The sequence below is a fragment of the Streptomyces sp. Y1 genome, from assembly GCF_041053115.1.
GTDB lineage: Bacteria > Actinomycetota > Actinomycetes > Streptomycetales > Streptomycetaceae > Kitasatospora > Kitasatospora rubellomurina.
The window spans coordinates 3,988,769-4,011,652 of record NZ_CP163445.1 but is presented as its reverse complement, the minus strand read 5'-3'; the positions used below and the strand labels follow the sequence as shown (position 1 = coordinate 4,011,652).

General features: G+C 73.9%; 22 protein-coding genes and 1 tRNA gene. 19 read left to right on the top strand and 4 right to left on the bottom strand.

Translation table 11 applies throughout. The features are described from left to right. Positions 1 to 290 precede the first annotated feature (290 nt). The 8 genes from AB2U05_RS17010 (at position 291) to AB2U05_RS16975 (ending at position 9,611) form a co-directional block, all read left to right on the top strand. Positions 291 to 1,046 carry an SDR family oxidoreductase gene (locus AB2U05_RS17010; protein ID WP_369183626.1) on the top strand — a complete coding sequence of 252 codons (756 nt, stop codon included), beginning with the start codon at positions 291 to 293 and terminating at the stop codon, positions 1,044 to 1,046. After that, a complete protein-coding gene (locus AB2U05_RS17005; protein WP_369183625.1) occupies positions 1,046 to 2,086 on the top strand; it encodes a phosphotransferase family protein in 1,041 nt (346 codons plus the stop codon). The genes AB2U05_RS17010 and AB2U05_RS17005 overlap by 1 nt, the downstream gene beginning before the upstream one ends. Before the next feature lie 53 nt (positions 2,087 to 2,139). Then, positions 2,140 to 3,360 (top strand): acyl-CoA dehydrogenase family protein, encoded by a 1,221-nt coding sequence (locus AB2U05_RS17000; protein WP_369183624.1) that lies wholly within the window; start codon positions 2,140 to 2,142, stop codon positions 3,358 to 3,360. A 287-nt stretch (positions 3,361 to 3,647) separates the two neighbouring features. Continuing rightward, the gene (locus tag AB2U05_RS16995) at positions 3,648 to 4,892 is read left to right on the top strand and encodes a beta-ketoacyl synthase (protein WP_244178623.1); all 1,245 of its coding nucleotides are present in this window, start codon (positions 3,648 to 3,650) and stop codon (positions 4,890 to 4,892) included. Beyond that, positions 4,889 to 6,694 carry a CoA-transferase gene (locus tag AB2U05_RS16990; protein ID WP_369183623.1) on the top strand — a complete coding sequence of 602 codons (1,806 nt, stop codon included), beginning with the start codon at positions 4,889 to 4,891 and terminating at the stop codon, positions 6,692 to 6,694. The genes AB2U05_RS16995 and AB2U05_RS16990 overlap by 4 nt, the downstream gene beginning before the upstream one ends. Positions 6,695 to 6,755: 61 nt before the next feature. Further along, positions 6,756 to 7,727 (top strand): ketoacyl-ACP synthase III, encoded by a 972-nt coding sequence (locus AB2U05_RS16985; RefSeq protein WP_369183622.1) that lies wholly within the window; start codon positions 6,756 to 6,758, stop codon positions 7,725 to 7,727. Positions 7,728 to 7,854: 127 nt separating this feature from the next. Further along, positions 7,855 to 8,562, top strand: coding sequence for a hypothetical protein (locus AB2U05_RS16980; RefSeq protein WP_369183621.1), 708 nt, complete (start codon positions 7,855 to 7,857; stop codon positions 8,560 to 8,562). A 32-nt stretch (positions 8,563 to 8,594) separates the two neighbouring features. After that, on the top strand, positions 8,595 to 9,611 hold the full coding sequence (locus AB2U05_RS16975) for an AfsA-related hotdog domain-containing protein (protein ID WP_052707133.1): 1,017 nt from the start codon (positions 8,595 to 8,597) through the stop codon (positions 9,609 to 9,611). An 89-nt stretch (positions 9,612 to 9,700) separates the two neighbouring features. On the opposite strand, the gene AB2U05_RS16970 is transcribed toward AB2U05_RS16975, so the two are convergent. Next, positions 9,701 to 10,087 carry a PPOX class F420-dependent oxidoreductase gene (locus AB2U05_RS16970; protein ID WP_369183620.1) on the bottom strand — a complete coding sequence of 129 codons (387 nt, stop codon included), beginning with the start codon at positions 10,085 to 10,087 and terminating at the stop codon, positions 9,701 to 9,703. A 63-nt stretch (positions 10,088 to 10,150) separates the two neighbouring features. Further along, on the bottom strand, positions 10,151 to 11,701 hold the full coding sequence (locus tag AB2U05_RS16965) for an FAD-dependent monooxygenase (RefSeq protein WP_369183619.1): 1,551 nt from the start codon (positions 11,699 to 11,701) through the stop codon (positions 10,151 to 10,153). Between the two features lie 548 nt (positions 11,702 to 12,249). Here AB2U05_RS16965 and AB2U05_RS16960 point away from each other — a divergent pair. The 9 genes from AB2U05_RS16960 to AB2U05_RS16920 all read left to right on the top strand — a co-directional run bounded on the left by AB2U05_RS16960 (position 12,250) and on the right by AB2U05_RS16920 (position 20,567). Then, the gene (locus tag AB2U05_RS16960; RefSeq protein ID WP_052707134.1) at positions 12,250 to 13,854 is read left to right on the top strand and encodes an MFS transporter; all 1,605 of its coding nucleotides are present in this window, start codon (positions 12,250 to 12,252) and stop codon (positions 13,852 to 13,854) included. A 46-nt stretch (positions 13,855 to 13,900) separates the two neighbouring features. Further along, positions 13,901 to 14,362 carry a nuclear transport factor 2 family protein gene (locus AB2U05_RS16955; protein ID WP_045692642.1) on the top strand — a complete coding sequence of 154 codons (462 nt, stop codon included), beginning with the start codon at positions 13,901 to 13,903 and terminating at the stop codon, positions 14,360 to 14,362. A 341-nt stretch (positions 14,363 to 14,703) separates the two neighbouring features. Beyond that, positions 14,704 to 14,886 (top strand): 4-oxalocrotonate tautomerase DmpI, encoded by a 183-nt coding sequence (gene dmpI / locus AB2U05_RS16950; protein ID WP_045692643.1) that lies wholly within the window; start codon positions 14,704 to 14,706, stop codon positions 14,884 to 14,886. A gap of 134 nt (positions 14,887 to 15,020) precedes the next feature. Further along, positions 15,021 to 16,088, top strand: coding sequence for an AfsA-related hotdog domain-containing protein (locus tag AB2U05_RS16945; protein ID WP_052706354.1), 1,068 nt, complete (start codon positions 15,021 to 15,023; stop codon positions 16,086 to 16,088). After that, entirely contained in the window at positions 16,078 to 17,106 is a 1,029-nt protein-coding gene (locus AB2U05_RS16940; protein ID WP_045692730.1) for a ketoacyl-ACP synthase III family protein, read from the top strand. The genes AB2U05_RS16945 and AB2U05_RS16940 overlap by 11 nt, the downstream gene beginning before the upstream one ends. Next, complete coding sequence (locus tag AB2U05_RS16935; protein WP_244178625.1) at positions 17,103 to 17,891, top strand: SDR family NAD(P)-dependent oxidoreductase; 789 nt, start codon at positions 17,103 to 17,105, stop codon at positions 17,889 to 17,891. The genes AB2U05_RS16940 and AB2U05_RS16935 overlap by 4 nt, the downstream gene beginning before the upstream one ends. 19 nt (positions 17,892 to 17,910) lie before the next feature. Continuing rightward, a complete protein-coding gene (locus tag AB2U05_RS16930) occupies positions 17,911 to 18,429 on the top strand; it encodes a MaoC family dehydratase (RefSeq protein ID WP_369183618.1) in 519 nt (172 codons plus the stop codon). A gap of 15 nt (positions 18,430 to 18,444) precedes the next feature. Further along, the gene (locus AB2U05_RS16925) at positions 18,445 to 19,119 is read left to right on the top strand and encodes an HAD family phosphatase (protein WP_045709169.1); all 675 of its coding nucleotides are present in this window, start codon (positions 18,445 to 18,447) and stop codon (positions 19,117 to 19,119) included. 386 nt (positions 19,120 to 19,505) lie between these two features. Next, entirely contained in the window at positions 19,506 to 20,567 is a 1,062-nt protein-coding gene (locus AB2U05_RS16920; RefSeq protein ID WP_045692645.1) for an acyltransferase, read from the top strand. Between the two features lie 103 nt (positions 20,568 to 20,670). Here AB2U05_RS16920 and AB2U05_RS16915 read toward each other — a convergent pair. Continuing rightward, positions 20,671 to 20,744: transfer RNA gene (locus AB2U05_RS16915), tRNA-Gly, on the bottom strand. Positions 20,745 to 21,019: 275 nt separating this feature from the next. Between AB2U05_RS16915 and AB2U05_RS16910 the strand changes: the two genes are divergently transcribed. Further along, positions 21,020 to 21,241: a hypothetical protein gene (locus tag AB2U05_RS16910; RefSeq protein WP_078859593.1), complete on the top strand. Its 222-nt coding sequence runs from the start codon at positions 21,020 to 21,022 to the stop codon at positions 21,239 to 21,241. Positions 21,242 to 21,312: 71 nt separating this feature from the next. Then, complete coding sequence (dcd, locus tag AB2U05_RS16905) at positions 21,313 to 21,888, top strand: dCTP deaminase (RefSeq protein WP_045692647.1); 576 nt, start codon at positions 21,313 to 21,315, stop codon at positions 21,886 to 21,888. A gap of 67 nt (positions 21,889 to 21,955) precedes the next feature. On the opposite strand, the gene AB2U05_RS16900 is transcribed toward dcd, so the two are convergent. Continuing rightward, on the bottom strand, positions 21,956 to 22,846 hold the full coding sequence (locus tag AB2U05_RS16900; RefSeq protein ID WP_369183617.1) for a metal-dependent hydrolase: 891 nt from the start codon (positions 22,844 to 22,846) through the stop codon (positions 21,956 to 21,958). Positions 22,847 to 22,884: the final 38 nt, after the last annotated feature.

The following is a 22,884-nucleotide window of genomic DNA, read 5'->3' as shown; positions in this document are numbered from 1 at the left end:
GCACGGGAGCGGGAGATTCGTCCGCGGAGCGGATGCGCGCGAAAGGCTTTTCCCCCAAGGGAATTCGCGACAGGTCGGCGGCGCCGGCGAGACCGGAGGACACCTCGGCGGTACCGGCGGTACCGGGGGCGGGGGCGGCCGAGTACCGCACGTCCTAACCGGGCGGCCGCCGGGATTCCTAGCGTGGGTGACGAGCCGACCGCGGATCCGGACGCCGACCGCGCCCGGTACCGCCGGCACCGACCGCGCCCTCACAGCCGGAGCGGACCACCCCCAGACAAGGAGTGCAGATGAACAGGTTCAACGGCCGGGTCGCGCTCGTCACCGGCGCCAGCCGAGGGATAGGCCTGGCGAGCGCGGCCCGGCTGGTCGCGGAGGGCGCCCGGGTCTGCCTGACGGCCCGCGGCGAGGAGTCGCTGGAGCTCGCGGTCAAGGAGCTCGGCGGTCCGGAGCACGCCATCGCGGTGGCCGGCCGCGCCGACGACCCCGAGCACCGGGCCGAGGCCGTCGCCCGCACCATGGCGGCCTTCGGCCGGATCGACGTGCTGGTCAACAACACCGGCATCAACCCGGTGTTCGGCCCGGTGCTCGACCTGGAGCCCGGTGCCGTACGGAAGGTCTTCGACGTCAACGTGAACGCCCCGCTGGGCTGGCTGCGCGAGGTCCGGCAGGCCTGGCAGGGCGAGCACGGCGGCGCCGTGGTGAACATCAGCGCGGTCGCGGGCCTGCGCCCGGCGCACGGCATCGGGGTGTACGGGGCCAGCAAGGCCGCGCTGATCCACCTCACCGAGCAGCTCGCGCAGGAGATCGGCCCGCGGATCAGGGTCAACTCCGTGGCGCCCGCCGTGGTGCGGACGCGCTTCGCCGCGAAGCTGTACCAGGGCCGGGAGGCGGAACTGGCCGCCGGCTACGCGCTGGGCCGGCTCGGCACCCCGGAGGACATCGCGGCCGCCGTCGCCTTCCTGGCCTCCGACGACGCCGCCTGGATCACCGGTCAGACGATCGCGGTGGACGGCGGCATCATCCTGGCCGGCGGCGGCATCTGATGACCGATCAGATGACGGCGGAGGTCGCGGGCGTGGACCGCGAGGCCCTGCGCGGCTGGCTCGCGGCGGCCCGGCCCGAGCTGCGGATCGAGGCGCCGGAGCTCACCCTGATCGCCGGCGGACGCTCCAACCTCACCTACCAACTCGACGGCGGCGAGGTGCCGTTGGTGCTGCGCCGGCCGCCGCTCGGCCACCTGCTGGCCACCGCGCACGACATGGGCCGCGAGTACCGGGTGATGAGCGCCCTGGCGCCGACGCCCGTCCCGGTGCCCCGGACGGTCGCGCACTGCGCGGACGCCGAGGTGCTGGGCGCGCCGTTCTACCTGATGGAGAAGGTGGACGGCGCGATCCACCGGCGGGCGGCCGACCTGGCGGAGCTCGACCCGGCGACCGGCCGGGAGCTCGGCCACGCGCTGGTCGACGTCCTCGCGGCACTGCACTCGGTGCCGCCGGCCGCGGTCAGGCTGGCGGACTTCGGCCGCCCCGAGGGCTTCATGGAACGCCAACTCGCCCGCTGGACCAAGCAGTTGGCTGCTTCCCGGACCAGGGAGCTGCCCGGCGTGGAGGAGCTGGCGGCGCGCCTCGCGCGGACCCGCCCGGCGTCCCCGCGCCCGGCCCTGGTGCACGGCGACTACCGCCTGGACAACGTGGTCTTCGACCGCGCCGAGCCCGGCCGGATCGCCGCCGTCCTGGACTGGGAACTGGCCGCGCTCGGCGACCCGCTCTGCGACCTGGGCGTCTTCTGCGTCTACTGGGACGGACTGGCCGGCCTCGGCGAGGCCGTCCCGCCGACGCCCGGAGCCCTGCCGGGCTGGCCGGGCCGGGACGAGCTGGTCGAGCGGTACGCCCGGGCCAGCGGGGTCCCGGTGGAGACCCTGGACTGGTACGTCGCGTTCGGCTTCTTCAAGATCGCGGTGATCCTCGAAGGCGTCCACTACCGCCACTCCCGCGGCCTGACCCTCGGCGACGGCTTCGACGGGATCTCCGCGGCCGTCCCCGAACTGGTGCGGCGCGGCCTGCGGGCGCTCACCCGCCCGTGAAACGCCCCAGCCCCCGCCTTTAGCCCTGTCGACCTGTCTGAAGGAGTACCGCGATGGAGTTCGCTTACGACACCAGGACCGAGGAACTGCGGTCCCGGCTACTGGAGTTCATGGCCGAGCACGTCTACCCCGCCGAGCGCGTCGCGGAGGAGCAGACGGCCGCCGCGGCCGGCCGCTGGGACCGCCCGCCGGTGCTCGACGAGCTGAAGGCGAAGGCCCGCGCCCAGGGCCTGTGGAACCTCTTCCTGCCGCACTCCGCGGCCGGCGCCGGCCTCAGCAACCTGCAGTACGCCCCGCTCGCCGAGATCACCGGCCGCAGCCCCTTCCTGGCCCCCGAGGCGCTCAACTGCTCGGCGCCGGACACCGGGAACATGGAGGTGCTGGACATGTTCGGCACCGAGGCGCAGCGCAAGGAGTGGCTGGAACCGCTGCTGGACGGCACCATCCGCTCGGCGTTCTGCATGACCGAGCCCGAGGTGGCCTCCTCCGACGCCGGGAACATCTGCACCCGGATCGAGCGGGACGGCGACGAGTACGTGATCACCGGCCGCAAGTGGTGGGCGAGCGGCGCGCTCAGCCCGCACTGCAAGGTCCTGGTGGTGATGGGCAAGACCGATCCGGGCGCCGACCGGCACCGGCAGCAGAGCATGGTCCTGGTCCCCAAGGACACCCCGGGCGTGCGGCTCGTCCGCGGCATGGAGCTGTTCGGCTACGACCACGGCCCGCACGGCGGCCACGCCGAGATCGTCTTCGACCGGGTGCGGGTGCCCGCCGCGAACCTGATCGGCGAGCCCGGGGACGGCTTCGCGATCGCCCAGGCGCGGCTCGGCCCCGGGCGGATCCACCACGCGATGCGGCTGATCGGCATGGCCGAGCGGGCCTTCGAGCTGCTCTGCGCCCGGGTGACGGCCCGGCACGCCTTCGGCGGCCCGATCGCGGACCAGGGCGTGGTGCAGGACTGGATCGCCGAGGCCCGGATGCGGATCGAGCAGGCCAGGCTGCTGGTCCTGAAGACCGCGTGGCTGATGGACACCGTGGGCAACAAGGGCGCGCACACCGAGATCCAGGCCATCAAGGTCGTCACGCCGGCGCTGGCCGAGTGGGTGCTCGACAAGGCGATCCAGGCGCACGGCGGCGGCGGCGTCTCGCAGGACTTCCCGCTGGCCGCGCTCTGGGCGCACGCGCGGACCCTGCGGCTCGCGGACGGCCCGGACGAGGTGCACAAGCGCTCGCTGGTCCGGCGGGAGCTGAAGCCCTACCGCGCGCCGCACTGACCCGGCGTCCGGAGAATCACACGGAAACACGCACTGGCAGGCCCGGGAATCCCCGGTGGAACGGCGGAGGAAACCGCCGTTCCACCGGGGATTCCGGCATGTCCGGGAATGCCGCCGGCCCGGTACCCGAAGTACTCCCCCCACCGCCGAACGAGTACCCCACGTCCTCATGAACTCCCTTGCTACGCCGATAGATTGGCATGGCCGGCTGCGAAGCGCATCCGCGAAATCCACTCTCGGGAGGACGCTCCATGCACAGGGAAGAACCCCGTTCGAAGGAAGCGGTCGTGGTCACCGGCATCGGTGTCATGCTGCCGAACACGACCACCGTGGAACAGTTCTGGGAAAACATATCCGGCGGCCATTCCCAGGTCGGCAGACTCACCCGTTTCGACGGCGCGGAACACGGCCTGCCGGTCCACGCGGCCGCCGAGATCAGCTCGTTCGACCACCGGCCGTTCCTGCCCGAACTCCTCGACAACCACGCCGCCAAGTACACCCGCGAGATCCTGATCGCGATGTCGGCGGTCGAGCGGGCCCGGCAGGACGCCGGCCTGGAGATCGGCTACCACGACCCGCGCCGGATCGGCGTGCTGATGTCCTCCTCGCGCGGCCCGTTCGCCTGGTGGCAGCGGGTGCTGGCCGACGAGGAGCCGGGCGCGTTCGGCGACAAGGGCGCGATGTTCCGCGGCCTGCCCGGCTGCCCCGCCTCGCTGGCGGCGATCTACACCTCCGCCCAGGGCCTGGTCAGCACCGTGAGCAACGCCTGTGTCGGCGGCCACCAGGCGATCGGGCTGGCGCTGCGCGAACTGCGCTCCGGCACCGCCGACGCGATGCTGGTCGGCGGCCACGAGTTCCCGATCGTGCCCGAGGTCGCCAAGTGCTACGCGGCGATGGGCAGCGGCGTGATGTCCACCGAGCGGGACGACCCGCGCCGCGCGGTGCGCCCGTACAGCGCGGACCGCGAGGGCTTCGCGCTCGGCGAGGGCTCGGTGGTGGTCTGCCTGGAGCGCGAGTCGGTGGCCCGGGCGCGCGGCGCGCGGATCTACGCCGAGGTGCTGGAGGCCCGGACCTTCAACGAGGCCGCGCACGCCACCAGCATGGACCTCACCGGCAAGGTCACCGCCTCCTTCGTCCAGGACCTGCTGGCGGACGCCGGCCGGACCGCCGACGAGGTCGGCTACTTCTGCGCCCACGGCACCGCCACCCGCTACAACGACCTCGCGGAGAGCCGGGCGCTGCAGGCCCTCTACCCCGAGCGGACCCTCGGCCAGCTGCCGCCGATCAGCTCCAACAAGCCGATCTACGGCCACACCTTCGGCATCGCCGGGATCATCAACGTCGCCGCCACCAGCCTGATGCTCCACCACCAGCGCCTGGCCCCCACCATCAACCTGTCCGGCCGGGACCCGGAGTGCGACCACGACCACGTCTTCGAGGGCGCCCGGGACACCGCGTTCGACCTCGCCGTGTCGCTCTCCTTCGCCTTCGGCAGCCAGACCGCCGTGGTCGCGCTCGGAGCCTCCTCGTGAGCGGGCCGGTGATCGCCGCGGACGTCGACGACCTGGTCCGCCGGTTCGTCCGGCCCGACGACCACCTGCACCTGGCGGCCACCCACTCCCGGCCCAACGCCCTCGGCTACGCGCTCTGCCGGGTCTTCGGCGACCGCGCGCGGTTCACCGTCAGCACCACCGGCTACCACTCCAGCGCCCACGCGCTGACCCTGGCCGGCGGCGTCGCCAAGGTGGTGGCCGGCTTCCTCGGCGACACCTACCCCTCGCCCCGCCCCAACCCGCTGTACGAGCGGGTGGCCGAGGGCGTGCCGTTCGCCTTCGAGCCCTGGTCGCTGCTGAGCTACAACCAGCGGCTGATCGCCGCCGCGACCGGCGCCCCGTACGCGTCGACCGGTTCGCTGTCCGGCACCGACCTGCTCACCGGCAAGGGCGACGACGTCCTGCTGGTGCCCGACCCCGACCGGCCGGGCGAACAGCTCACCCTGGTCCGGGCGATGCACCCCGACCTCACCCTGGTGCACGGCGTCTGCGCGGACGAGGACGGCAACATCGCGATGGTCCCGCCGCTCGGCGAGGGCGCCTGGGCCGCGTACGCCGCGAAGCGGGGCGTGCTCGCCTCGGTCGAGCGGATCGTCTCCGCCGAGGAGCTGCGGGCGATCCCCGACCGGGTGGTCATCCCGGGGCAACGGGTGCTCGGCCTCTGCGAGGCGCCGCTCGGCGCCCACCCGCAGGCCCTGCGCACCGCCGGGCTGGCCGGGGTGCCCGGCTACCTCGACGACTACGCCTTCCTGGAGGAGATCGCCGACCGCTGCCGCGCCGAGGAGCGGGGCGCCGACTGGTACCGGGAGTGGGTGCTCGAACCCGGCTCGCACGCCGGGTACCTGGCCCGGCTGGGCGAGGAGCGCCGGCGGCGGCTGCAGGAGGGCGAGCCGTCCTGGCAGGCCGGCCGGGCGACCGCCGCCGCTGCCGTCACCGCCGCCGCTGCCCCGGTGACGGAGACGGCGGAGGAGACGGCCGAGGAGACGCCGCCCAGCCGGATGGAGCGGCTGATCGTGCTCGGCGCCCGGGCGGTGGTCGAGCGGGTCCGCGAGGGCGGCTACGACACCCTGCTGGCCGGCATCGGCTCCTCCCACCTCGCGGCCTGGCTGGCCGCCGAGCAGCTGCGCCGGGGCGGCCACGCCGTCCGGGTGGTGGCCGAGCTCGGCCTCTACGGCTTCACCCCGCAGCAGGGCGACGTCTTCCTGTTCAGCCTGCGCCACGCGGGCACGGCCGAACAGCTGAGCGGCATCCCGGAGATCCTCGGCGGGATGGTCGCGGCCAACCCCCGCGCGCTCGGTGTGCTCGCCGCCGCCGAGATCGACGAGAGCGGCACCATCAACACCAGCATGACCGCGGACGGCCGCTGGCTCACCGGCTCCGGCGGCGCCAACGACATCGCGGCCTCGGCGGACTGCGTGGTGATCGCCACCGCCTCCCGGCGGCGGTACGTGCCCGAGGTCTCCTACCGGACCAGCCGCGGCGACCGGGTGCGCGAGGTGGTCAGCCAGTTCGGCCGGTTCCGGCGCCGCGAGGACGGCCCCGGCTTCCGGCTGGCCACCTGGCTCGGACCGGACGAGGGCGGCCTGCGGGCCGAACCCGCCGACGCCGTCCGGGAGTTCGCGCCCGACCGGCCGGGCGCGCTGGAACGCGAGGCGGCCGAGGCCGTCGCCGCGTACACCGCCTGGTCGGCACCGGTCGCCGGCCTCAGCGCCGAGAAGCCCGTCACGGCGGAGGAGCTCCGGCTGCTCCGCACGCTCGACCCCGAGGGCCGCTACCGCTGAGCGGGCCCGCCGCACCTCACTCCCGACTCCCCGTTCCCACGCCCGAAAGGCCTGCCCCACCATGCCCGTCGAGAACCCGAACACGATGACCTGGACCGGCTCCGGACTGCGCTTCACCGGTCTCGGCCACTACTACCCCCGCACGCTGGTCAGCAACGAGCACGGCATCACCATCGGCGGCCGGACCTACGCCCCCGAGGAGGCCGCGGAGTTGGGCGTGCGCAGCCGGCACGAGGCCGCGGAGGACGAGACCGTCGAGTACATGGCCGAGCAGGCCGCCCGGGCCGCGCTCGCCCGGGCCGGCCACGAGCCCGACGAGGTGGACGTCGTGGTGCTCGCCAACTGGACCGACCGGCAGTGGATCCCCGAGATCGGCCCGCAGGTGGCCGCCCGGCTCGGCGCCGAGCGGGCCCTCGCCTTCGACGTCTGCGGGGCCTGCACCGGCTTCGTGCACGGCGTGCAGACGGCGGCCTCGATGCTCGCCGCGCAGCCGGGCTGGCAGCGGGCCGTGGTGGTCGCCGCGGACCGCTTCTCCCGCCGGGCCCGACCGGGCACCCGCGGCCAGCTGATCTTCGGCGACGCGGCCGGCGCGGTGGTGCTGGAGAAGGGTGCCGAGGACGGCACCGGGCTGCAGTACTCGACGCTCAGCTGCGACGCCGCGCGGGCGGACGCCGTCGCGGCCCGGGACGGCTGGCTGCGGCCCCGCCCGGAGCTCATCGAGCTGGCCGTCGGCTCCAGCCTGAAGGTCGCCGACACGCTCCTGGGGCGGGCCGGCATCGGCGTCGGCGACCTCGACTGGCTGATCCCGCACCCGGGCAACAACGCCATCCACGCGGGCGTCAAGGCCGGCCTCGAACTGCCGCCGGAGAAGTTCCGCACCAACTTCGACGTGCGCGGCAACACCGGCTGCGCCTCCATCCCGATCGCGCTCTCCGAGTTCGCGGAGCAGGGCCTGGTGAAGCCGGGCGACCGGATCCTCTCCACCGCGGTCGGCTCCGGCTGGTACTTCGGCGGGCTCCTGTTCGAGCTCTGACGCCCGGCCCTGCGCAGCCGTACAGCCAGCACCGCCCCGCCGCGGCCGTCCGCACACCGGAGGCCGCGGCGGGCCCCGACACCCTCACCGCCCTCACCGCTCAGACAGTCAGGAAGGACGTCACCCGATGACCGACGACCGGAACTCCGGCCCCACCCCGTTCGCGCTCTGGACGGACTGCACCGGAGTGCTCACCCAGCCCGCCGCCGAGCTCCTGCGGGCCTTCGCCGACCGGGTCGGCGCGCCCGGACACGCGCTGCGCGAGGCGATGGCGCAGGTCTCCGGCGAGCGCGGCGGCACGCTGCCGCCGGACGCCGGCGCCGCCTGGTCGGCGGCCGTCGAGGCCGTGCTGGAGCACGAGTACGGCGTGGTCTGCGACCTGTCCCGGGCGCAGGAGATCTGGCTGGACCTGTGCCGCCCCAACCGGGCCTGGATCGACCGGCTGGCCCAGCTGCGGACCGAGGGCGTCTTCGTCGGCCTGCTCACCGACCTGCCGGACGGCCGGGAGCCCGGCTGGCTGCGGCTGCTCGCGCCGCTGCTCTTCGACGCCGTGGTCCGCCGGTCGTCGGCCGCGGGCGCCGGGCTGCCGCTGCGCGCGGCGCAGGCCGCGGCGGGGCGGTCCGCCGCCCGGTGCGTGCTGGTCGACGCGTCGGAGGTCCGGGGTGCCCGGGCGCGCGCGGCGGGCTGGCGCACGATCGCGTTCCGCGACACCGCCTCGGCCCTCGCCGAAGTCGGCCGGCTGCTCGACACCGAGGACATCGGCGCCGAGGACATCGACACCGAGGACGTCGACACCGAGCACATCGACACCGAGGCCATCGCCGTCCCGGCCTGACCGACCCGGCGGAACACCCCAGGAGACGGATCATGACCATGCTCGACAGCTCCACCGACCCCCACCTCGCAACGGCCGGAGACAGGCTCAGCTTCGACCGGACCATCAGCCGCCGGCTCGTCCAGCGGGACGGCCTCCAGGAGGTCTTCCTCACCGACTTCCGGGCCAGGTTCGACCGCAGCTTCCTGGCGGGCGCCCGGCTGCCGCACGCCCACCCGTACTACAACGACCACCTCCACGCCCCCCGGCTGCACGACCCGTTGGTGCTCCTGGAGAGCGTGCGCCAGGCCGTGCGCTGCGCGACCGGGACGCACCCGGACGCGCCGCCGGAGGCCGTCGCGTTCACCCTCGGCCGGCGGCTGCGGATCACCGCCCCGGACGCCCTGGCCGCGGGCCCCGACCTGGACGAACTGGAGCTGCGCGGTCACGAGTCGCGGACCTGGTGCCGCAAGGGCGCGCTGACCCGGGTGGTGCACCGGGTGGACCTCGTCCTCGACGGCCGGCAGCTCGGCACGGCCACCACCGACACCGCGCTGCGCCCGCCCGCGGCCTACCGCCGGCTCCGGCTGCGCGAACGCGCCGACCTGCCGCCCCGCTCGGACGAGCTGCCCGTCCGGGAGCACCCGGGCGCCGTCCCGCCCTACCTGCTCGGCCGGCAGCGGCCGGAGAACGTCGTCCTGCTGGAACCCCGCTTCGCCGCCGGGGAGTTGGCGGCCGGGCTGCGGGTTCCGCTGGGGCACAGCAGCCTCTTCGACCAGCGGCCGGACCACGTGCCCGGCGCGGTGCTGCTGGAGGCCGCCCGGCAGGCCGGACTGCTGCTGGTCGGCGAGGAGTTCGGCCGCTCGCCGGCCCGCACCGTGCTGCTGGCCGTCGAGCTTGACCACCGGCGGTTCGTCGAACTGGACGAGGAGACCACCGTGCGGGCCCGCCTCGCGCAGCCGCCCGGGGCCGCGGACGGCCTGCCCGTCCGGGTGGAGTTCCGCCGGCGCGGGACGCTGCTGGCCGAGGCCCGGCTGCGGCTCGCGGGCACCGAGCGCGGCCGTCGGTGAGTTCGCGGCCAGCGACCGGTGCCCGTACCGCGGCGGACTCGCCGCGCGGTACGGGCACCGGACGTGACGCCGCGTCAGTTCTGGTCGCACTACTGGCAGCTGGTGTGGTGCGGGCGGATGCCGACCACCATGCGGTCCGGCGCGTCCCCGGGCGGCGGGAACTCCGGGTCGTAGCGGTGGGCGAGCGCGACGAACCCCACGGCGTCGTGGTCCTCCTCGATCCGCTCGACCGTGCCGCGGACCTCCAGGTAGCGGTAGGGCCGCTCCGGGTCGTTCACCGACAGCGCGGCGTTCGGGTTCCCCTTGAGATTGCGGTACTCGAACCGGGTGGTCGTGGTGGTGAACCAGAGCAGTTCACCGTCCCAGCGGTACCAGACCGGGTTGACCTGCGGGGTGCCGTCCGGGCGCAGGGTGGCGAGGTGGCCGAAGAGCGGGCGCTCCAGCAGGTCCAGGTGGCTGGCGGGGATCACGGACATGGTCGTCTCCTCAGTGGTGGCGGGTGGATGGCGGTGACGGGTGGTACGGCGACGCCGGAACGCTCAGCGCGGCAGCGCTTCGCCGCGGGCGCGGGCCAGGGCGGCGAGGACGGCCCCGGGCGCGGGGTCGGTCAGCAGCTCGAAGAGGTGCCCGTCCGGGCGGACCACGGCGGCGGCGGGCCGGCGGCCCAGCGCGACGGCCAGCGGGCCGTGCGGGCCGCTCGGCGCGTCCAGGACCTCGGCCCGCTCGCCCACCGCCGCCCGGATCCGCGCGCAGACGCCCTGCCAGTCGGCCGGGCGGGTCCGCCCGGCGTGCAGGATCACCGCGTGGTCCCGGCCGGATATGCCGGCCCAGGACGGACCGGCCGGGGCCGCGCCCTCGCCGAGCAGCACCGGCAGCCGGTCGCCGGGGGCGGCGGTCCCCCACGGGCGGACGGCCGGCGCGCCCCCGTCCCGGTAGGTGGCGTCGAGCTGGCCGATCTTGGGCGCGAGGCGCCACTGCAGGACGCCGCTGCGCCCCGCCGCGCGGACGAGCGTGTCGCGCAGCGCCAGCTGGGAGGGCTTGGTGAGGGCGCCCCAGCGGGTCTGCATCGAGGTGGAGCGGGTCACCGCGTGAACGGCCCGCCGGCGCTCGTCGTCGTAGCTGTCCAGCAGCGACTCGTCGAGCGTGCCGCGCAGCACGCCGGCCAGCTTCCAGCCCAGGTTGGCGGCGTCCTGGAGGCCGGTGTTCATGCCCTGGCCGCCGGCCGGGCTCATCAGGTGGGCGGCGTCGCCGACCAGCAGGGCCCGGCCGGAGCGGAAGCGGTCGGCGGTGCGCACGTGGACGCGGAAGACGGTGCTGAAGCGCAGCTCGCCCAGCCGCACCCGCCCGGGGCCGCGTTCCTCGACGATGCGCTGGAAGAACTCGCGGTCCGGCGTGCGCTCGGCCAGCTCGGGCGGGACGCTGACGGCCACCCGGTGCACGGTGGGCGAGATCGGCGCGAGGCCGAGGCCGCCCTGCGCGGTGTAGCAGTAGCTGACCAGGTCGGACGGGATGTCACCGGAGAGCTCGGCGTCCGTGATGGCGAAGTTGATCTTCAGCTGGGCGCCGGCGAAGCCGATGCCGAGCTCCTTGCGCACGGTGCTGTGGGCGCCGTCCGCACCGATCACCCAGGGCGCCTCCACCTCCTCGGTCCCGCCGCCGGGCAGGGCCAGCCGCAGCCTGGCCCGCGGGCCGCCCGCGTCCAGCGAGGCCAGCCGCACGCCCCGCTCGACCTTGCCGCCCAGCTCCTCCAGCCGCTCCACCAGCAGCGCCTCGGTGCGGTCCTGGGGCAGGCCGACCGCGAACGGGTAGGGCGTCGCGCCGAGCCGGTTCAACCAGGCGGTCGCCAGCGGGCGGTGGTCGGAGTAGTAGGTGACGCCCTGGATCCGGTGGCCCTCCTCGACGATGCGGTCGGCCACGCCGATCCGCCGGAGCAGCTCCAGCGGCCGGGGCCAGATCGTGGTGGCCCGCGAGTGCGCCGAGTGCTCGCGCTCCGCGTCGACCACCCGCACCGGCACGCCCTGGCCGAGCAGTTCGCAGGCGAGTACCAGGCCGATCGGGCCCGCGCCCACCACGACGACGGGACTGTCCATGGTTTCCGTCCTCTCCGAAGGTTGGGACCGACGCTAGATCCGCGCCGCGGCCGGCGGCAGCCGTATTCCCCCAAAGATTCGAACGGCGCTCCGGAAGGGGAATCGAGAACCGCACCTTCGGGCACCGGATTCGTTTCGGAGACTGCGGAGAGGCGAATTCCGAGCACCGTCCGCACCGGCCGGGAATTCCGTCCGCCGCACGCCCGGAACGACCGGACCAGCGCCGCACTCCCATCTCAACCAGGCTGCGGGCGAAGGATGTTGCGCACGCGGCCGGGCCCGTGGCCGCCCGGTCTGCCGCACCTCGGGCGGCCCTCCCGAATCCATCGGAAACACCCGCCGTGCCTCGAAAGAAACATCCCGGGTGACCCCGAAGCGGAATTCTGCGAATCCCTGTGCACCCGTAGCGTGGAATGCGGAAGCGACTGCGGATCAGCCCCGACCGGAAGAGCGGGACGAACCGGGCCCGATGAGCACCGTTCGTCCGCCGCGGAACACCTCGCCTCCGCCACCGACCCCGTGCCAAGGAGCCAAGGAGAAGGACGGCCATGACCACCACCACGAAGGACCCGACCCAGACCACCTCCCGGCATCCGACGGCGACGCTCGTCACCGTGGTGCTCGCGTCGCTGCTGCTCCCGATCTCGCTGACCGGCTCCTCGGTCGCGATGCCGGGCGTCGCCGCCGACTTCCACAACAGCCTGGCCGCCGGGCAGTGGATCGTGAACGGCTACGACCTCACCTTCGCCAGCTTCATGCTGGCCAGCGGCTCCTTCGCCGACCGCTTCGGCCGGCGCCGGGTGTTCATCACCGGCACCCTGGCGTTCTCGATCTGCTCGCTGGTGTCCGCGCTGTCGAACGGCGTCGTGCTGCTCGACCTCGCCCGCGCCGTCGCCGGCGTGGGCGCGGCGGCCATGCTGACCTCCGGCAGCGCGATGCTGGCGCACGCCTTCGAGGGCCAGGCCCGGGCCAAGGCGTTCGGCGTCTTCGGCACCGCCGTGGGCGCCGGCATGGCCTTCGGGCCGTTCGTCGCCGGCGCGCTGTCCACGACCTTCGGCTGGCGCTCGGTGTTCCTGGTGCCGGCGATCACCGGCGCCGTGGTGCTCGCGCTCTCCGTGGTCCTGCCCGAGTCCCGCGACCCGCAGGCGACCCGGACGGACTGGGCCGGCACCGTCACCTTCAGCGGGGCGCTCGCCGCGCTCATCGCCGCCCTGATCGAGGGCGCGCAGATCGGCTGGACCTCGCCGTTCAACCTCGCCGCCTACCTGGCGTGCGCGGTGCTGCTCGCCGCCTTCATCGTGGTCGAGCAGCGGCAGGACCGGCCGATGTTCGACCTGAGCCTGTTCCGCCAGCCCCAGTTCGTCTCGCTGTCCGTGGGCGTCGTGGCGCTGGTCCTCGCCTTCACCCCGCTGCTGGTGTACCTGCCGAGCTACCTGACCGCCGTCAACGGCGAGACCACGCTGCACGCCGGCGTCGACATGCTGATGCTGACCGTGCCCACCGTGTTCTTCCCGCTGATCGCCGGCTACCTGCTGCGCTGGGTCCCGATCCGGCACATGGTGACCGCGTCGGTCGGCCTCACCGCGATCGGCGTCGGCTGGCTGACGGTGCTGCACCCCGGCATCGGCAACTGGGCCGCGCTCGGCCCGTACGCCGTCATCGGCATCGGCATCGGCGTCTCCTTCGGCGTGATGGACGGCGCCGCCGTCTCCAGCGTCGACCCGTCCCGGGCCGGCATGGCGGCGGGCATGTTCAACACCATGCGGCTGGCGGGCGAGGCCATCGGCATCGCCGTCGTCGGATCGCTGCTGGTCAGCTTCACCCGCAGCGAGCTCGGCGACCAGCTCGACGCCTACAGCGGCCCGTACGGGCACAACCCCGGCGCGCTCGCCGACTCGCTGAACCAGGGTCAACTGGCCGACCCGGAGGGCACGGTGCCGGAGGCCGCGCGCGCCGCGTTCCACCACACCGCGACCTCCGCCTACACCGGCGGCCTGCACACCGCGCTCTGGATCGCCGCCGTGTTCTGCGCCGCCGCCACCGTCCTGGTGGCCGTGGTCGGCGCCCGCTCCCGGGCCGGCGCCGCGGCCCCCGCCGAGGCCGAGGCCGTCGACACCGCGCCGGCCGCCGAGCACGAGCCCGCCACCGTCTGAGTGCGACGCACCTCCAACTCCCCTGCCAGCAAAGGACAGAGACCCCATGAGAGAGCTGACGCCCGACCGGGTCCGCGCCGCGTTCGCCGCCCTCGGCACCGGCGACCGCCAGAAGATGCTCGAGTACTGGGACGAGGACCTGCGGTTCGAGATCCCCGGCAACCACGCCCACGCGGGCTGGCACGAGGGGCTGGACGGCTTCCTCGCGTTCCTGAAGACCGTCGGCGAACTCTCCGGCGGCACGTACCTCGCGGAGAACATCACCGTCCTGGTCAACGCCGAGGACGGCTACTCCGTGGACGTCAACAAGAACCGGGCGCTGCGCGCCGGCGCCCCCGAGGACAGCACCTCCCCGTACCACCTGCTCGACGTCACGGCCCTGCACGTGCTGCGCTGGCGGGACGGCCGGATCGTCGAGGGCCGCGGCGTGATCCTGGGCGACGGCCCGGCCACCTCCGCGCTCTGGTGGTCGCCGCTCGACCCGGACGGCACCCGCAACGCCGCCTGAAACCCGCCTTTCCACCGCTTTTCGCCCCACCGTCCAGGAATTCCCGCACCGGCGCCCGTCCGCCATTCACGACCGGCATCGACAGGCATTGACAGGCATTGACAGAAATCCGGAGATTCACCGGAAGACTGCCCGGCGACCCCGACATCCCTTGAGGTGTCGGGGTCGCCGGGCTTTTCTCCCCCACCCCGCCCTGCCACTTCAGAGACATCACCGCACCCGTAGGAAGCATTTCCCTTGAACGGGGCCGGGCCGGGCGAATAACGTCGTTCTTGCGCCGCCGGCCCCGAAAAGGCGGGCGAGCGAAAACCCGTCCGGAATTCCTTTCCAAGGAGAATGCCATGCCCGTCGTCACCGTTCTGCAGGGCCCGCGCGACGTCGAGAAGAAGCGCGACCTGGTCGCCCGCATCACCGACGCCTTCGTGCAGGCCTACGAGCTGCCGGCCGAGACCGTCCAGGTCTGGATCCAGGAGACCCCGGCGGAGAGCTGGAGCGCCGCCGGCAAGCTCATCGCCGACAGCTGAGCCGCCGGCCTCCCAGCCCCGCCCCGCGGCCCCGGGACCCCCTCACGGGTCCCGGGGCCGCCCCCGCCGGGGTGGCCCCACCCACCCCCCGGACCGAGGCCCTCGCCGGCCGCCCCCGACCCCCTGGAGCAGTGATGACCACGCTCGACGTCCGTACGGATCCGACCGCCGACCTCACCACCCGCCGCACCATCGACCGGCACCTGGTCCACCGGGCCGCGATCGCCGAGGTCTTCCTCACCGACTTCCGCACGATCGACTCGACCACCTTCGAGGCCGCGGCCCAGCTGCCCCCCGCGCACTCCTACTACGGCGACCACACCGGCCGGCCCGAACTGCACGACCCGCTCGCGGTGTTCGAGAGCGTCCGGCAGATGCTGCTCTGCGCGATGCACCTGCAGCACGGCGCCTCGCAGGACACCAAGTCCATCACCGCCGAGTGCCGGATGGAGATCACCGACCCGGCCCCGCTGCTCGCCGACGGCGGGGTGCCCGAGCTGACCCTGCTCGGCAAGGTCTCGCTGGAGAAGATGTTCGCCGGGGTGACCGCCCGGGTCGTGCACGACGTCGAGGTCCTGGTCGGCGGCCGCAGCGTCGGCACCGTCTCCGTCGACACGGCGCTGCGCCCCGACGACGTCTACCAGGAGCTGCGCATGAGCCACCGCACCACGCCGCCGCCGTACTCCGACACCCTCCCCGCCGACGGCCCCGCCGCCCCCGTGCGCCCGCACCTGGTGGGCCGCGAGCACGCCGAGAACGTGGTGCTGCGCGACGTCCGCGACACCGAGGACACCGTGGTCGCCCGGCTGCACGTGCCGGTCGCCCACCGCAGCATGTTCGACCACCCGCAGGACCACGTGCCCGGCCCGGTGATGATGGAGGCCGCCCGCCAGGCCGCCGTGTTCCTGCTGGGCGAGCGGCTGGGGCAGGCCCCCGCGAAGCTCTTCCTGCAGCAGATCACCGCCACCTACCTGCGCTTCGCCGAGCTGGACTCCGACCTGCTCGTCCAGGCCTGCCTGGTCCCGGACGACGGCGCGGCGGACGGCACGGCGGACACCGCGGCAGCCACCGCGGCGGACGGCGGCCGGCTGATCGCCGTCTCGTTCCTGCAGTCCAACCACACCGTCGCCCGCATCCAGGTCCGTCTCGGCCTCACCGTCGGCTGGCCGCAGGACACCCGTGGAGCCGGCGATGCGCTTTGATCTGCCGCTCTACCTGAGCGCCCCGGCCACCGTCCTCGGCGAGCGCCTGCAGACCGCCGCCGAAGCCGTCGCGGAGGGCCTGATCAGCGAGTACAACGCCGAGCGCTACCGCTACTCCGGCCTGAGCGTCAGCGAGTTGCCCCCGGTGGAGCTCGCCGAGCGCTCGGCCGCGCGGACGCTGGCGGCGGCCGGCGTGGCCGGCGAGCAGCTCGGCCGGGTGCTGCACGCCTGGACCTTCCACCAGGGCCACGAGTTCTGGTGCCCCGCGCACTACCTCGCGGACCGCCTGGGCGCCTTCAAGGCCCTGCCGGTCGGCGTCCAGCAGATGTGCAACGGCGGGATGTCGGCGATCGACCAGGCCGCCCGGGACATGATCGTCGACCCGAAGATCGACAGCGCCCTGGTCACCACCGCCGACTGCTACCCGCCGCCCGGCTTCGACCGCTGGGGCGGAGACCTCGGCATCGCCTACGGCGACGGCGCCACCTCGGTGCTGCTCACCCGGGCGCCGCAGGGGCCCTCCGTCCGGCTGCTGGCCACCGCCAGCGTCGCCGCCTCCGAGCTGGAGGCGATGCACCGCGGCGACGCCCCGTTCACCCCGGCCCCGCTGAGCGGCCTGAAGACCCTTCAACCGCGCCTGGCGAAGAAGGAGTTCATGACCGGGCGGCCGAGCGTCGACTTCGGCGAGACCGCGCACTCCGCCGTCACCACCGTGGTCAGCCGCTCGCTGGAGGACGCCGGCCTGCGCGGCGACGACCCCCGGCTGCGGGCCGCCGCACTGCCCCGGCTCGCCGGCCACGTGCTGACCGGCTCGTACCAGCCCGCCTTCGCCGAGGTCTGCGCCGCGCCGGTGGTCGAACTCGGCGGCGCCACCGGCCACTTGGGCGCCGGCGACCCGATGGCCAACCTGACCGACCTGCTGGCCGCCGGCACCCTCGGCCCCGGGGACCTGGTCGTCCTGCTCAGCGCCGGCGCCGGCTTCACCTGGACCTCCGCCGTGGTGGAGGTGGCCCGGTGAGCACCCCCGTGCCGCCGCCGGTCGGCGACCCGGCCGCGCTCTTCCGGCTGGACGGCCAGGTCGCCCTGGTCACCGGCGCGTCCAGCGGGCTGGGCGCCCGCTTCGCCCGGGTGCTCGCGGCGGCCGGCGCCCGGGTCGCGCTGACGGCCCGCCGGGAGGGGCAGCTGAAGGAGGTCGCCGCGCACTGCCCCGACAGCCTCGCGGTCCCCTGCGACGTCACCCTGCCGGAGGACCGGGAACGGCTGGTGGCCACCGTGGCCGAGCACTTCGGCCGGATCGACGTCCTGGTCAACAACGCCGGCTCGTCCCGCGTCGTCCCCGCCGAGCAGGAGCGGCCGGAGGCCTTCGCGGGCCTCGTCGACGTCAACCTGACCTCGGTGTTCGCGCTGAGCCGGCTGGTCGGCGAGCGGATGCTCGCGCAGGGCTCCGGGACGATCGTCAACATCGCCTCGATCTACGGGCTGGTCGCCAGCGGGACGCTGCCGCAGGCCGCGTACGCCGCGAGCAAGGGCGGCGTGGTCAGCCTGACCCGCGAACTGGCCGCCCAGTGGGCCCGTCGCGGCGTACGGGTCAACGCGATCTGCCCCGGCTGGTTCCGCTCGGAACTGACCGCGGACATGCTCGACACCGAATCCGGCCGGCGGTGGATCACCCAGCGGACCCCGATGGGCCGCGAGGGCACCCTCGACGAGCTGGACGGCGCCCTGCTCTACCTGGCGAGCCGCGCCAGCTCGTACGTCACCGGCACCGCCGTCCCGGTCGACGGCGGCTACACGTCCATCTGAGTCGTCCGAGGAGACCGACATGCGCGTCTTTCCCACCCTGGAGGCCTTCGCCGCCGCCCGCGGGTCCGTCCTCGGCAGCAGCGGGTGGCGGACCGTCACCCAGCAGCGGGTCGACGCCTTCGCGGACGCCACCGACGACCGCCAGTGGATCCACACCGACCCGGCCCGGGCCGCCGGGGGGCCGTTCGGCACCACCGTCGCCCACGGCCACCTCACGCTCTCGCTGCTCCCGGCGCTCTGCGCCGAGATCTACCGGATCGACGGCGCGGCGGCCGGGGTGAACTACGGCCTGGACAAGGTCCGCTTCCCCGCCGCCGTGCCGGTCGGCTCCCGGATCCGCGGCACCGCCGAACTGGTCGAGGCCGTCGACACCCCGCAGGGCCTCCGGGCCCGGGTCCGGGTCACCGTCGAGGTCGAGGGCCGGGACCGGCCGGCCTGCGTCGCCGAGTCCATCGCCCTGTTCCTCCCGCCGTCCCTCCCCCCGCCCGTCCCCTCGCCCGTCCCATCGTCCGTCCCCTCGTCCGTCCCCTCGTCCTGACAGGAGCCCTCCGCCATGCCCGAGGTGCCCGGCGCGGCCGCGTTCTTCGACGTCGACGAGACGCTGGTGACCGCCAAGACCATGTTCAGCTTCCTGGAGTTCCACTTCGCCGCCACCGGCCGCCCCCCGGCCGTCTACCACCGGGCCCGCACCGGGCTGCGCCTGCTCTCCGACCACGGGCTCTCCCGCGAGGAGGTCAACCGCGCCTACTACCGCCACTACGCGGGCGCCGAGGCGGCCGACCTGACCCGACAGGGCGAGGAGTGGTTCCGGCAGCAGCTGGCGGGCGGCGGCTTCTTCCACCGCCCCGTCCTGCGCGCCCTGGAGCGCCACCTCGCGGCCGGCGACCGGGTCGTCCTCGTCTCCGGCTCGTTCTTCCCCTGCCTCGACCCGATCGCCCGCCACCTGGGCGCCCACGAAGCCCTCGGCACCCCGCAGCTGATCGTCGCCGGACGGCTCACCGGCGAGGTCACCCACCCGATGATCGGCCCCGCCAAGGCCGTCGCGGCCCGCGGCTGGGCCCACACCCACGGCCTCGACCCCACCCGGTGCACCGCCTACGGCGACCACGCCACCGACCTCCCGCTCCTGCGCGCGGTCGGGCACCCGGTCGCGGTCGGCGACGACCCCGCCCTCCTCGCCGAGGCCGCCCGCCCCGGCGGCCGCCACCTCGCCGGCGTCACCCCCTGACCCCCGCCCGCCCCCGGAGAACACGACAGCCGCAGGTCACCTGACCTGCGGCTGCCGGTGCGGAGCGGGCGACGGGAATCGAACTCGCGCCCCGCGTTCACTCGAATGGGCTGCACATAAGATAATCGCTCGGTTGATCAGTCTGCGGGTGGTGCGCCCCCGCGCCACGGCTGAGAGGCATCACCGTTCCCCCACGCCTATGACCTTCGTCCGCGGTCCCGGGCGAGAGCGGGCGTGCCGACCCGATCGGACTCCAGCCAGTGCTCCACGCGCCCACGTCCCCGCCCTCCAGCAGACAGGCCTGGAACGGTCTCGCACGGGCGAAAGCCCCGGCCGAAGGCCGCGGCCGGAGCGAGGCCGGGCCCCGGCTGGCCGTCGTCGACGGCATGCGCCTGCTCGCCGCGCTCGCCGTCACGGGATTCCACTACCTGGCCGCGATCCCGCCCGACCTGTGGGGGCCGTCCGCCAAGGAGTTCGCCGGCCCGCTGCACCACGCGTCGATGTACGGCTGGCTCGGTGTCGAGGCCTTCTTCCTCATCAGCGGATTCGTCATCTGCATGAGCTGTTGGGGACGCACGGCAGGACAGTTCGCCGTCTCGCGAATATCCCGGCTCTACCCGGCCTACTGGTGCGCGATCGTCCTGATCGTGGCCAGGTTCGCGCTGATCCCCCTGCAGACCCACGACGTCGGCGCGGTGATCCACCCCCGGGTCGTCCTGGCCAACCTGACCATGTTCCCGGACGCCCTGCACGCGAGCCTCCTGGACGGCGTCGCCTGGACCCTCGCCGTCGAGGCCCACTTCTACCTCCTGATGGCCGTCCTCCTGGCCTTCGGCACCACCTACCACCGGGTCATGGGCTTCTGCGTCATCTGGCTCGCCGCCGGGATCATCACCTCGGAGACGAAGAGCACGTTCCTGGACGACTTCGTCCTCACCCAGTACGCCGGCCTGTTCGTCGCCGGCATCGCGGTCTACCTCATGTACCGCTTCGGCCAGAACCTCATGCTCTGGATCCTCCTCGGCTTCGCCTGGTGCTACGAACTGGCCGTGCTCCCCGGACGGCTGGCCGGCCACTACCGGGACTGGGGGTCCAAGGCGCTCTGCTCCTGGACCGTCGCCGGCGCCCTGCTGACCGCCTTCCTGGCCCTCCTGCTCCTGGCCACCATCGGCCCCCTCGCCCGCATCCGCTGGCGCTGGCTCATGACGGCCGGTGCGCTCACCTACCCCTTCTACCTGGTCCACCAGAGCCTCGGCCTGCCCATGGCCACCGAACTCACCGCGCACGCCCACTGGCTCGGCCCCTGGGGCCGGCTCGCCCTCACCACCGTCTCGATGCTCCTGCTGGCCTGGCTGATCCACCGCGTGGTCGAGAAGCCCCTCGGCCGCGCCCTCCGCCGCCACCTCGACCAGGCCCTCGCCCGCCACCGGAGCACCCCACCGGCATAACCACCCGCACCGCCCCGGGCCCGCCCGACCGCCGACCGGCCGGGCCCGCCCGGGCCCGGACAACACGAAAGCCGCAGGTCACCTGACCTGCGGCTTTCGGTAGTGGAGCGGGCGACGAGAATCGAACTCGCGCTCTAAGCTTGGGAAGCTCATGTTCTACCATTAAACTACGCCCGCCTGACGAGCCGTCAGAGACGCCTCGATCTGGTGCCACCTTACCCCATCCGCGACTGTGGTCGCACGGGTGGTTCGGGGACGTGGCGGAGCCGGTCGGGAGCGGGTGCGGGGCGTACTGTGTGGGCCGCGTGCGAGTGCTCCGGCGGGTGGGGTTCGGGGCGGCGAGCCACGGTGTGGAATGTCCGGAACATCCCCTAATGTGACGCTGTCCCGGGGCCGGTCGCCGGGGCGCACGAGTACGGGTGAGTACTGGGTTAGGGATGGGAAGGGGATCGATGGAGCAGCGCGCCGTCGTTCGTTGTGCCGAGGGGCACCTGTTCAGCACCACCACGTTTCCGATGCAGAACCTCGGGCCCGGGCGGCTCGGGCCCGGGCGGCTGATCCGCTGCCCGCAGTGCGGACGGCTGCGGAGTTCGGTGCTGGCCGACGTGCGGGAGCTGTCGGGGGCGCAACTGGCCCGGGCGATGCGGCTGGAGGCCGCGGAGTTCCTGGCCTGAGGGCGGACGGAGAGCGGAACGGGCCCCGGACGGATTCGTCCGGGGCCCTGCCGTGCACGTAACCTCGAAGCGTGCTGCTCTCTGACAAGGACATCCGGACCGAAATCGACCTGGGTCGGGTCGTCATCGACCCGTTCGACCCGTCGATGATCCAGCCGTCGAGTATCGACGTGCGCCTCGACCGCTTCTTCCGCGTGTTCGAGAACCACAAGTACCCGCACATCGACCCCTCCGAGGAGCAGCCGGACCTGACCCGGCTGGTGGAGCCGGAGGGCGACGAGGCGTTCATCCTGCACCCGGGCGAGTTCGTGCTGGCCTCGACATACGAGGTCATCACGCTGCCCGAGGACGTGGCCTCCCGGCTGGAGGGCAAGTCGAGCCTGGGCCGGCTGGGCCTGCTGACGCACTCCACGGCGGGCTTCATCGACCCGGGCTTCAGCGGTCACGTGACGCTGGAGCTGTCGAACGTCGCGACGCTGCCGATCAAGCTGTACCCGGGGATGAAGATCGGGCAGCTGTGCCTGTTCCGACTGTCCTCGCCCTCGGAGCACCCGTACGGCTCGGAGCGCTACGGCTCGCGCTACCAGGGCCAGCGCGGCCCGACGCCGTCCCGCTCGTACCTGAACTTCCACCGCAGCCAGGTCTGACGACCCACGGAGCACGCACGGCGGGCGGTCGCCCCTTCCACCGAAGGGGCGACCGCCCGCGGCGTTCTCAGGCCCGCTTCGGGCTGGTGACGGCGACCAGCTCGGTGCCGTCCTCGGAGAGCCGCAGCTCGGTGCGCAGCTCGGCGAGCTGGCCGAGGTGGTGCAGGTGGGTGCCGCCGCAGAAGATCTGCGCGCCGCCCTCGGGCAGCTCGCAGTGCCACTGGCGGCGGGCGGTGAGCTCGGGGCCGGGGACGTCGATGCGGACCGGGGCGTCGGCGGCGACCCAGGCGGCGAGGTGCGCGTTGACGGCCTCGGTGAGGGCGGGCAGGGCGTCGGCGAGGGCGGGGAGGTCCTCGGTGGCGTCCGCGGTGAAGCCCTTCTTCTTGAGCGACTTGCCGAGCCGGTAGGTGTCGGTGCTGGCCGCGGTGTCCATCACCGAGCTCGCCATGGCCAGGCTGTCGAAGTCGGGGTTGCCGAAGGCGTCCGAGCGGCCCGGGTCCTTGCGCCAGCGCGGGGCCAGCGCGGCGTTGAGGGCGAGGGCGAGCAGGTGGCAGCCGCTGTGCGAGGCGCTGAGGGCGGCCCGGCGCTCGGCGTCGACGGCCAGGGCGGCGGTGCGGCCGACGATCTCGCCGGGGTCGGTGTCCAGGACGTGCAGGACCAGCCAGGACCACTCCTCGTCGCCGCGTCGCACCGGGATGTCGGCGCCGACCAGCAGCTCGCCGCCGTCCGGGCCGACCGCGCCGGTGAGGCAGTCGACGACGGCCAGCTCGGTGCCGTCCACGGTGAGGGTGCCGTGGTCGGCCGGCTGGTCGGGCCAGGTGTGGTCGAGCGGGTGGAACGGGGTCGCCGCGGTGACGACGGCGTACCGGCCGTCCGCCAGCGGGCTCACCGCGAGCACCGGGGACTCGCCGGTCACCGCCCCGGCCGGGAAGCTGACGTGGGTGGTGGGCAGGGTCATGGCTGGCTCCGGTGGGTGTCGGCCTGCGAGGGGTGGGC

Bases quoted from the DNA above. Each gene is read 5' to 3' on its own strand.
- AB2U05_RS16965 (WP_369183619.1), bottom strand. From the start codon at position 11,701: ATGGACAGTCCCGTCGTCGTGGTGGGCGCGGGCCCGATCGGCCTGGTA.
- AB2U05_RS16925 (WP_045709169.1), top strand. From the start codon at position 18,445: ATGCCCGAGGTGCCCGGCGCGGCCGCGTTCTTCGACGTCGACGAGACG.
- AB2U05_RS16985 (WP_369183622.1), top strand. From the start codon at position 6,756: ATGCCCGTCGAGAACCCGAACACGATGACCTGGACCGGCTCCGGACTG.
- AB2U05_RS16970 (WP_369183620.1), bottom strand. From the start codon at position 10,087: ATGTCCGTGATCCCCGCCAGCCACCTGGACCTGCTGGAGCGCCCGCTC.
- AB2U05_RS17010 (WP_369183626.1), top strand. From the start codon at position 291: ATGAACAGGTTCAACGGCCGGGTCGCGCTCGTCACCGGCGCCAGCCGA.
- AB2U05_RS17005 (WP_369183625.1), top strand. From the start codon at position 1,046: ATGACCGATCAGATGACGGCGGAGGTCGCGGGCGTGGACCGCGAGGCC.
- AB2U05_RS16975 (WP_052707133.1), top strand. From the start codon at position 8,595: ATGACCATGCTCGACAGCTCCACCGACCCCCACCTCGCAACGGCCGGA.
- AB2U05_RS16930 (WP_369183618.1), top strand. From the start codon at position 17,911: ATGCGCGTCTTTCCCACCCTGGAGGCCTTCGCCGCCGCCCGCGGGTCC.
- AB2U05_RS16900 (WP_369183617.1), bottom strand. From the start codon at position 22,846: ATGACCCTGCCCACCACCCACGTCAGCTTCCCGGCCGGGGCGGTGACC.
- dmpI (WP_045692643.1), top strand. From the start codon at position 14,704: ATGCCCGTCGTCACCGTTCTGCAGGGCCCGCGCGACGTCGAGAAGAAG.
- AB2U05_RS16955 (WP_045692642.1), top strand. From the start codon at position 13,901: ATGAGAGAGCTGACGCCCGACCGGGTCCGCGCCGCGTTCGCCGCCCTC.
- AB2U05_RS17000 (WP_369183624.1), top strand. From the start codon at position 2,140: ATGGAGTTCGCTTACGACACCAGGACCGAGGAACTGCGGTCCCGGCTA.
- AB2U05_RS16920 (WP_045692645.1), top strand. From the start codon at position 19,506: ATGCGCCTGCTCGCCGCGCTCGCCGTCACGGGATTCCACTACCTGGCC.
- AB2U05_RS16960 (WP_052707134.1), top strand. From the start codon at position 12,250: ATGACCACCACCACGAAGGACCCGACCCAGACCACCTCCCGGCATCCG.
- AB2U05_RS16940 (WP_045692730.1), top strand. From the start codon at position 16,078: ATGCGCTTTGATCTGCCGCTCTACCTGAGCGCCCCGGCCACCGTCCTC.
- AB2U05_RS16980 (WP_369183621.1), top strand. From the start codon at position 7,855: ATGACCGACGACCGGAACTCCGGCCCCACCCCGTTCGCGCTCTGGACG.
- AB2U05_RS16945 (WP_052706354.1), top strand. From the start codon at position 15,021: ATGACCACGCTCGACGTCCGTACGGATCCGACCGCCGACCTCACCACC.
- AB2U05_RS16910 (WP_078859593.1), top strand. From the start codon at position 21,020: ATGGAGCAGCGCGCCGTCGTTCGTTGTGCCGAGGGGCACCTGTTCAGC.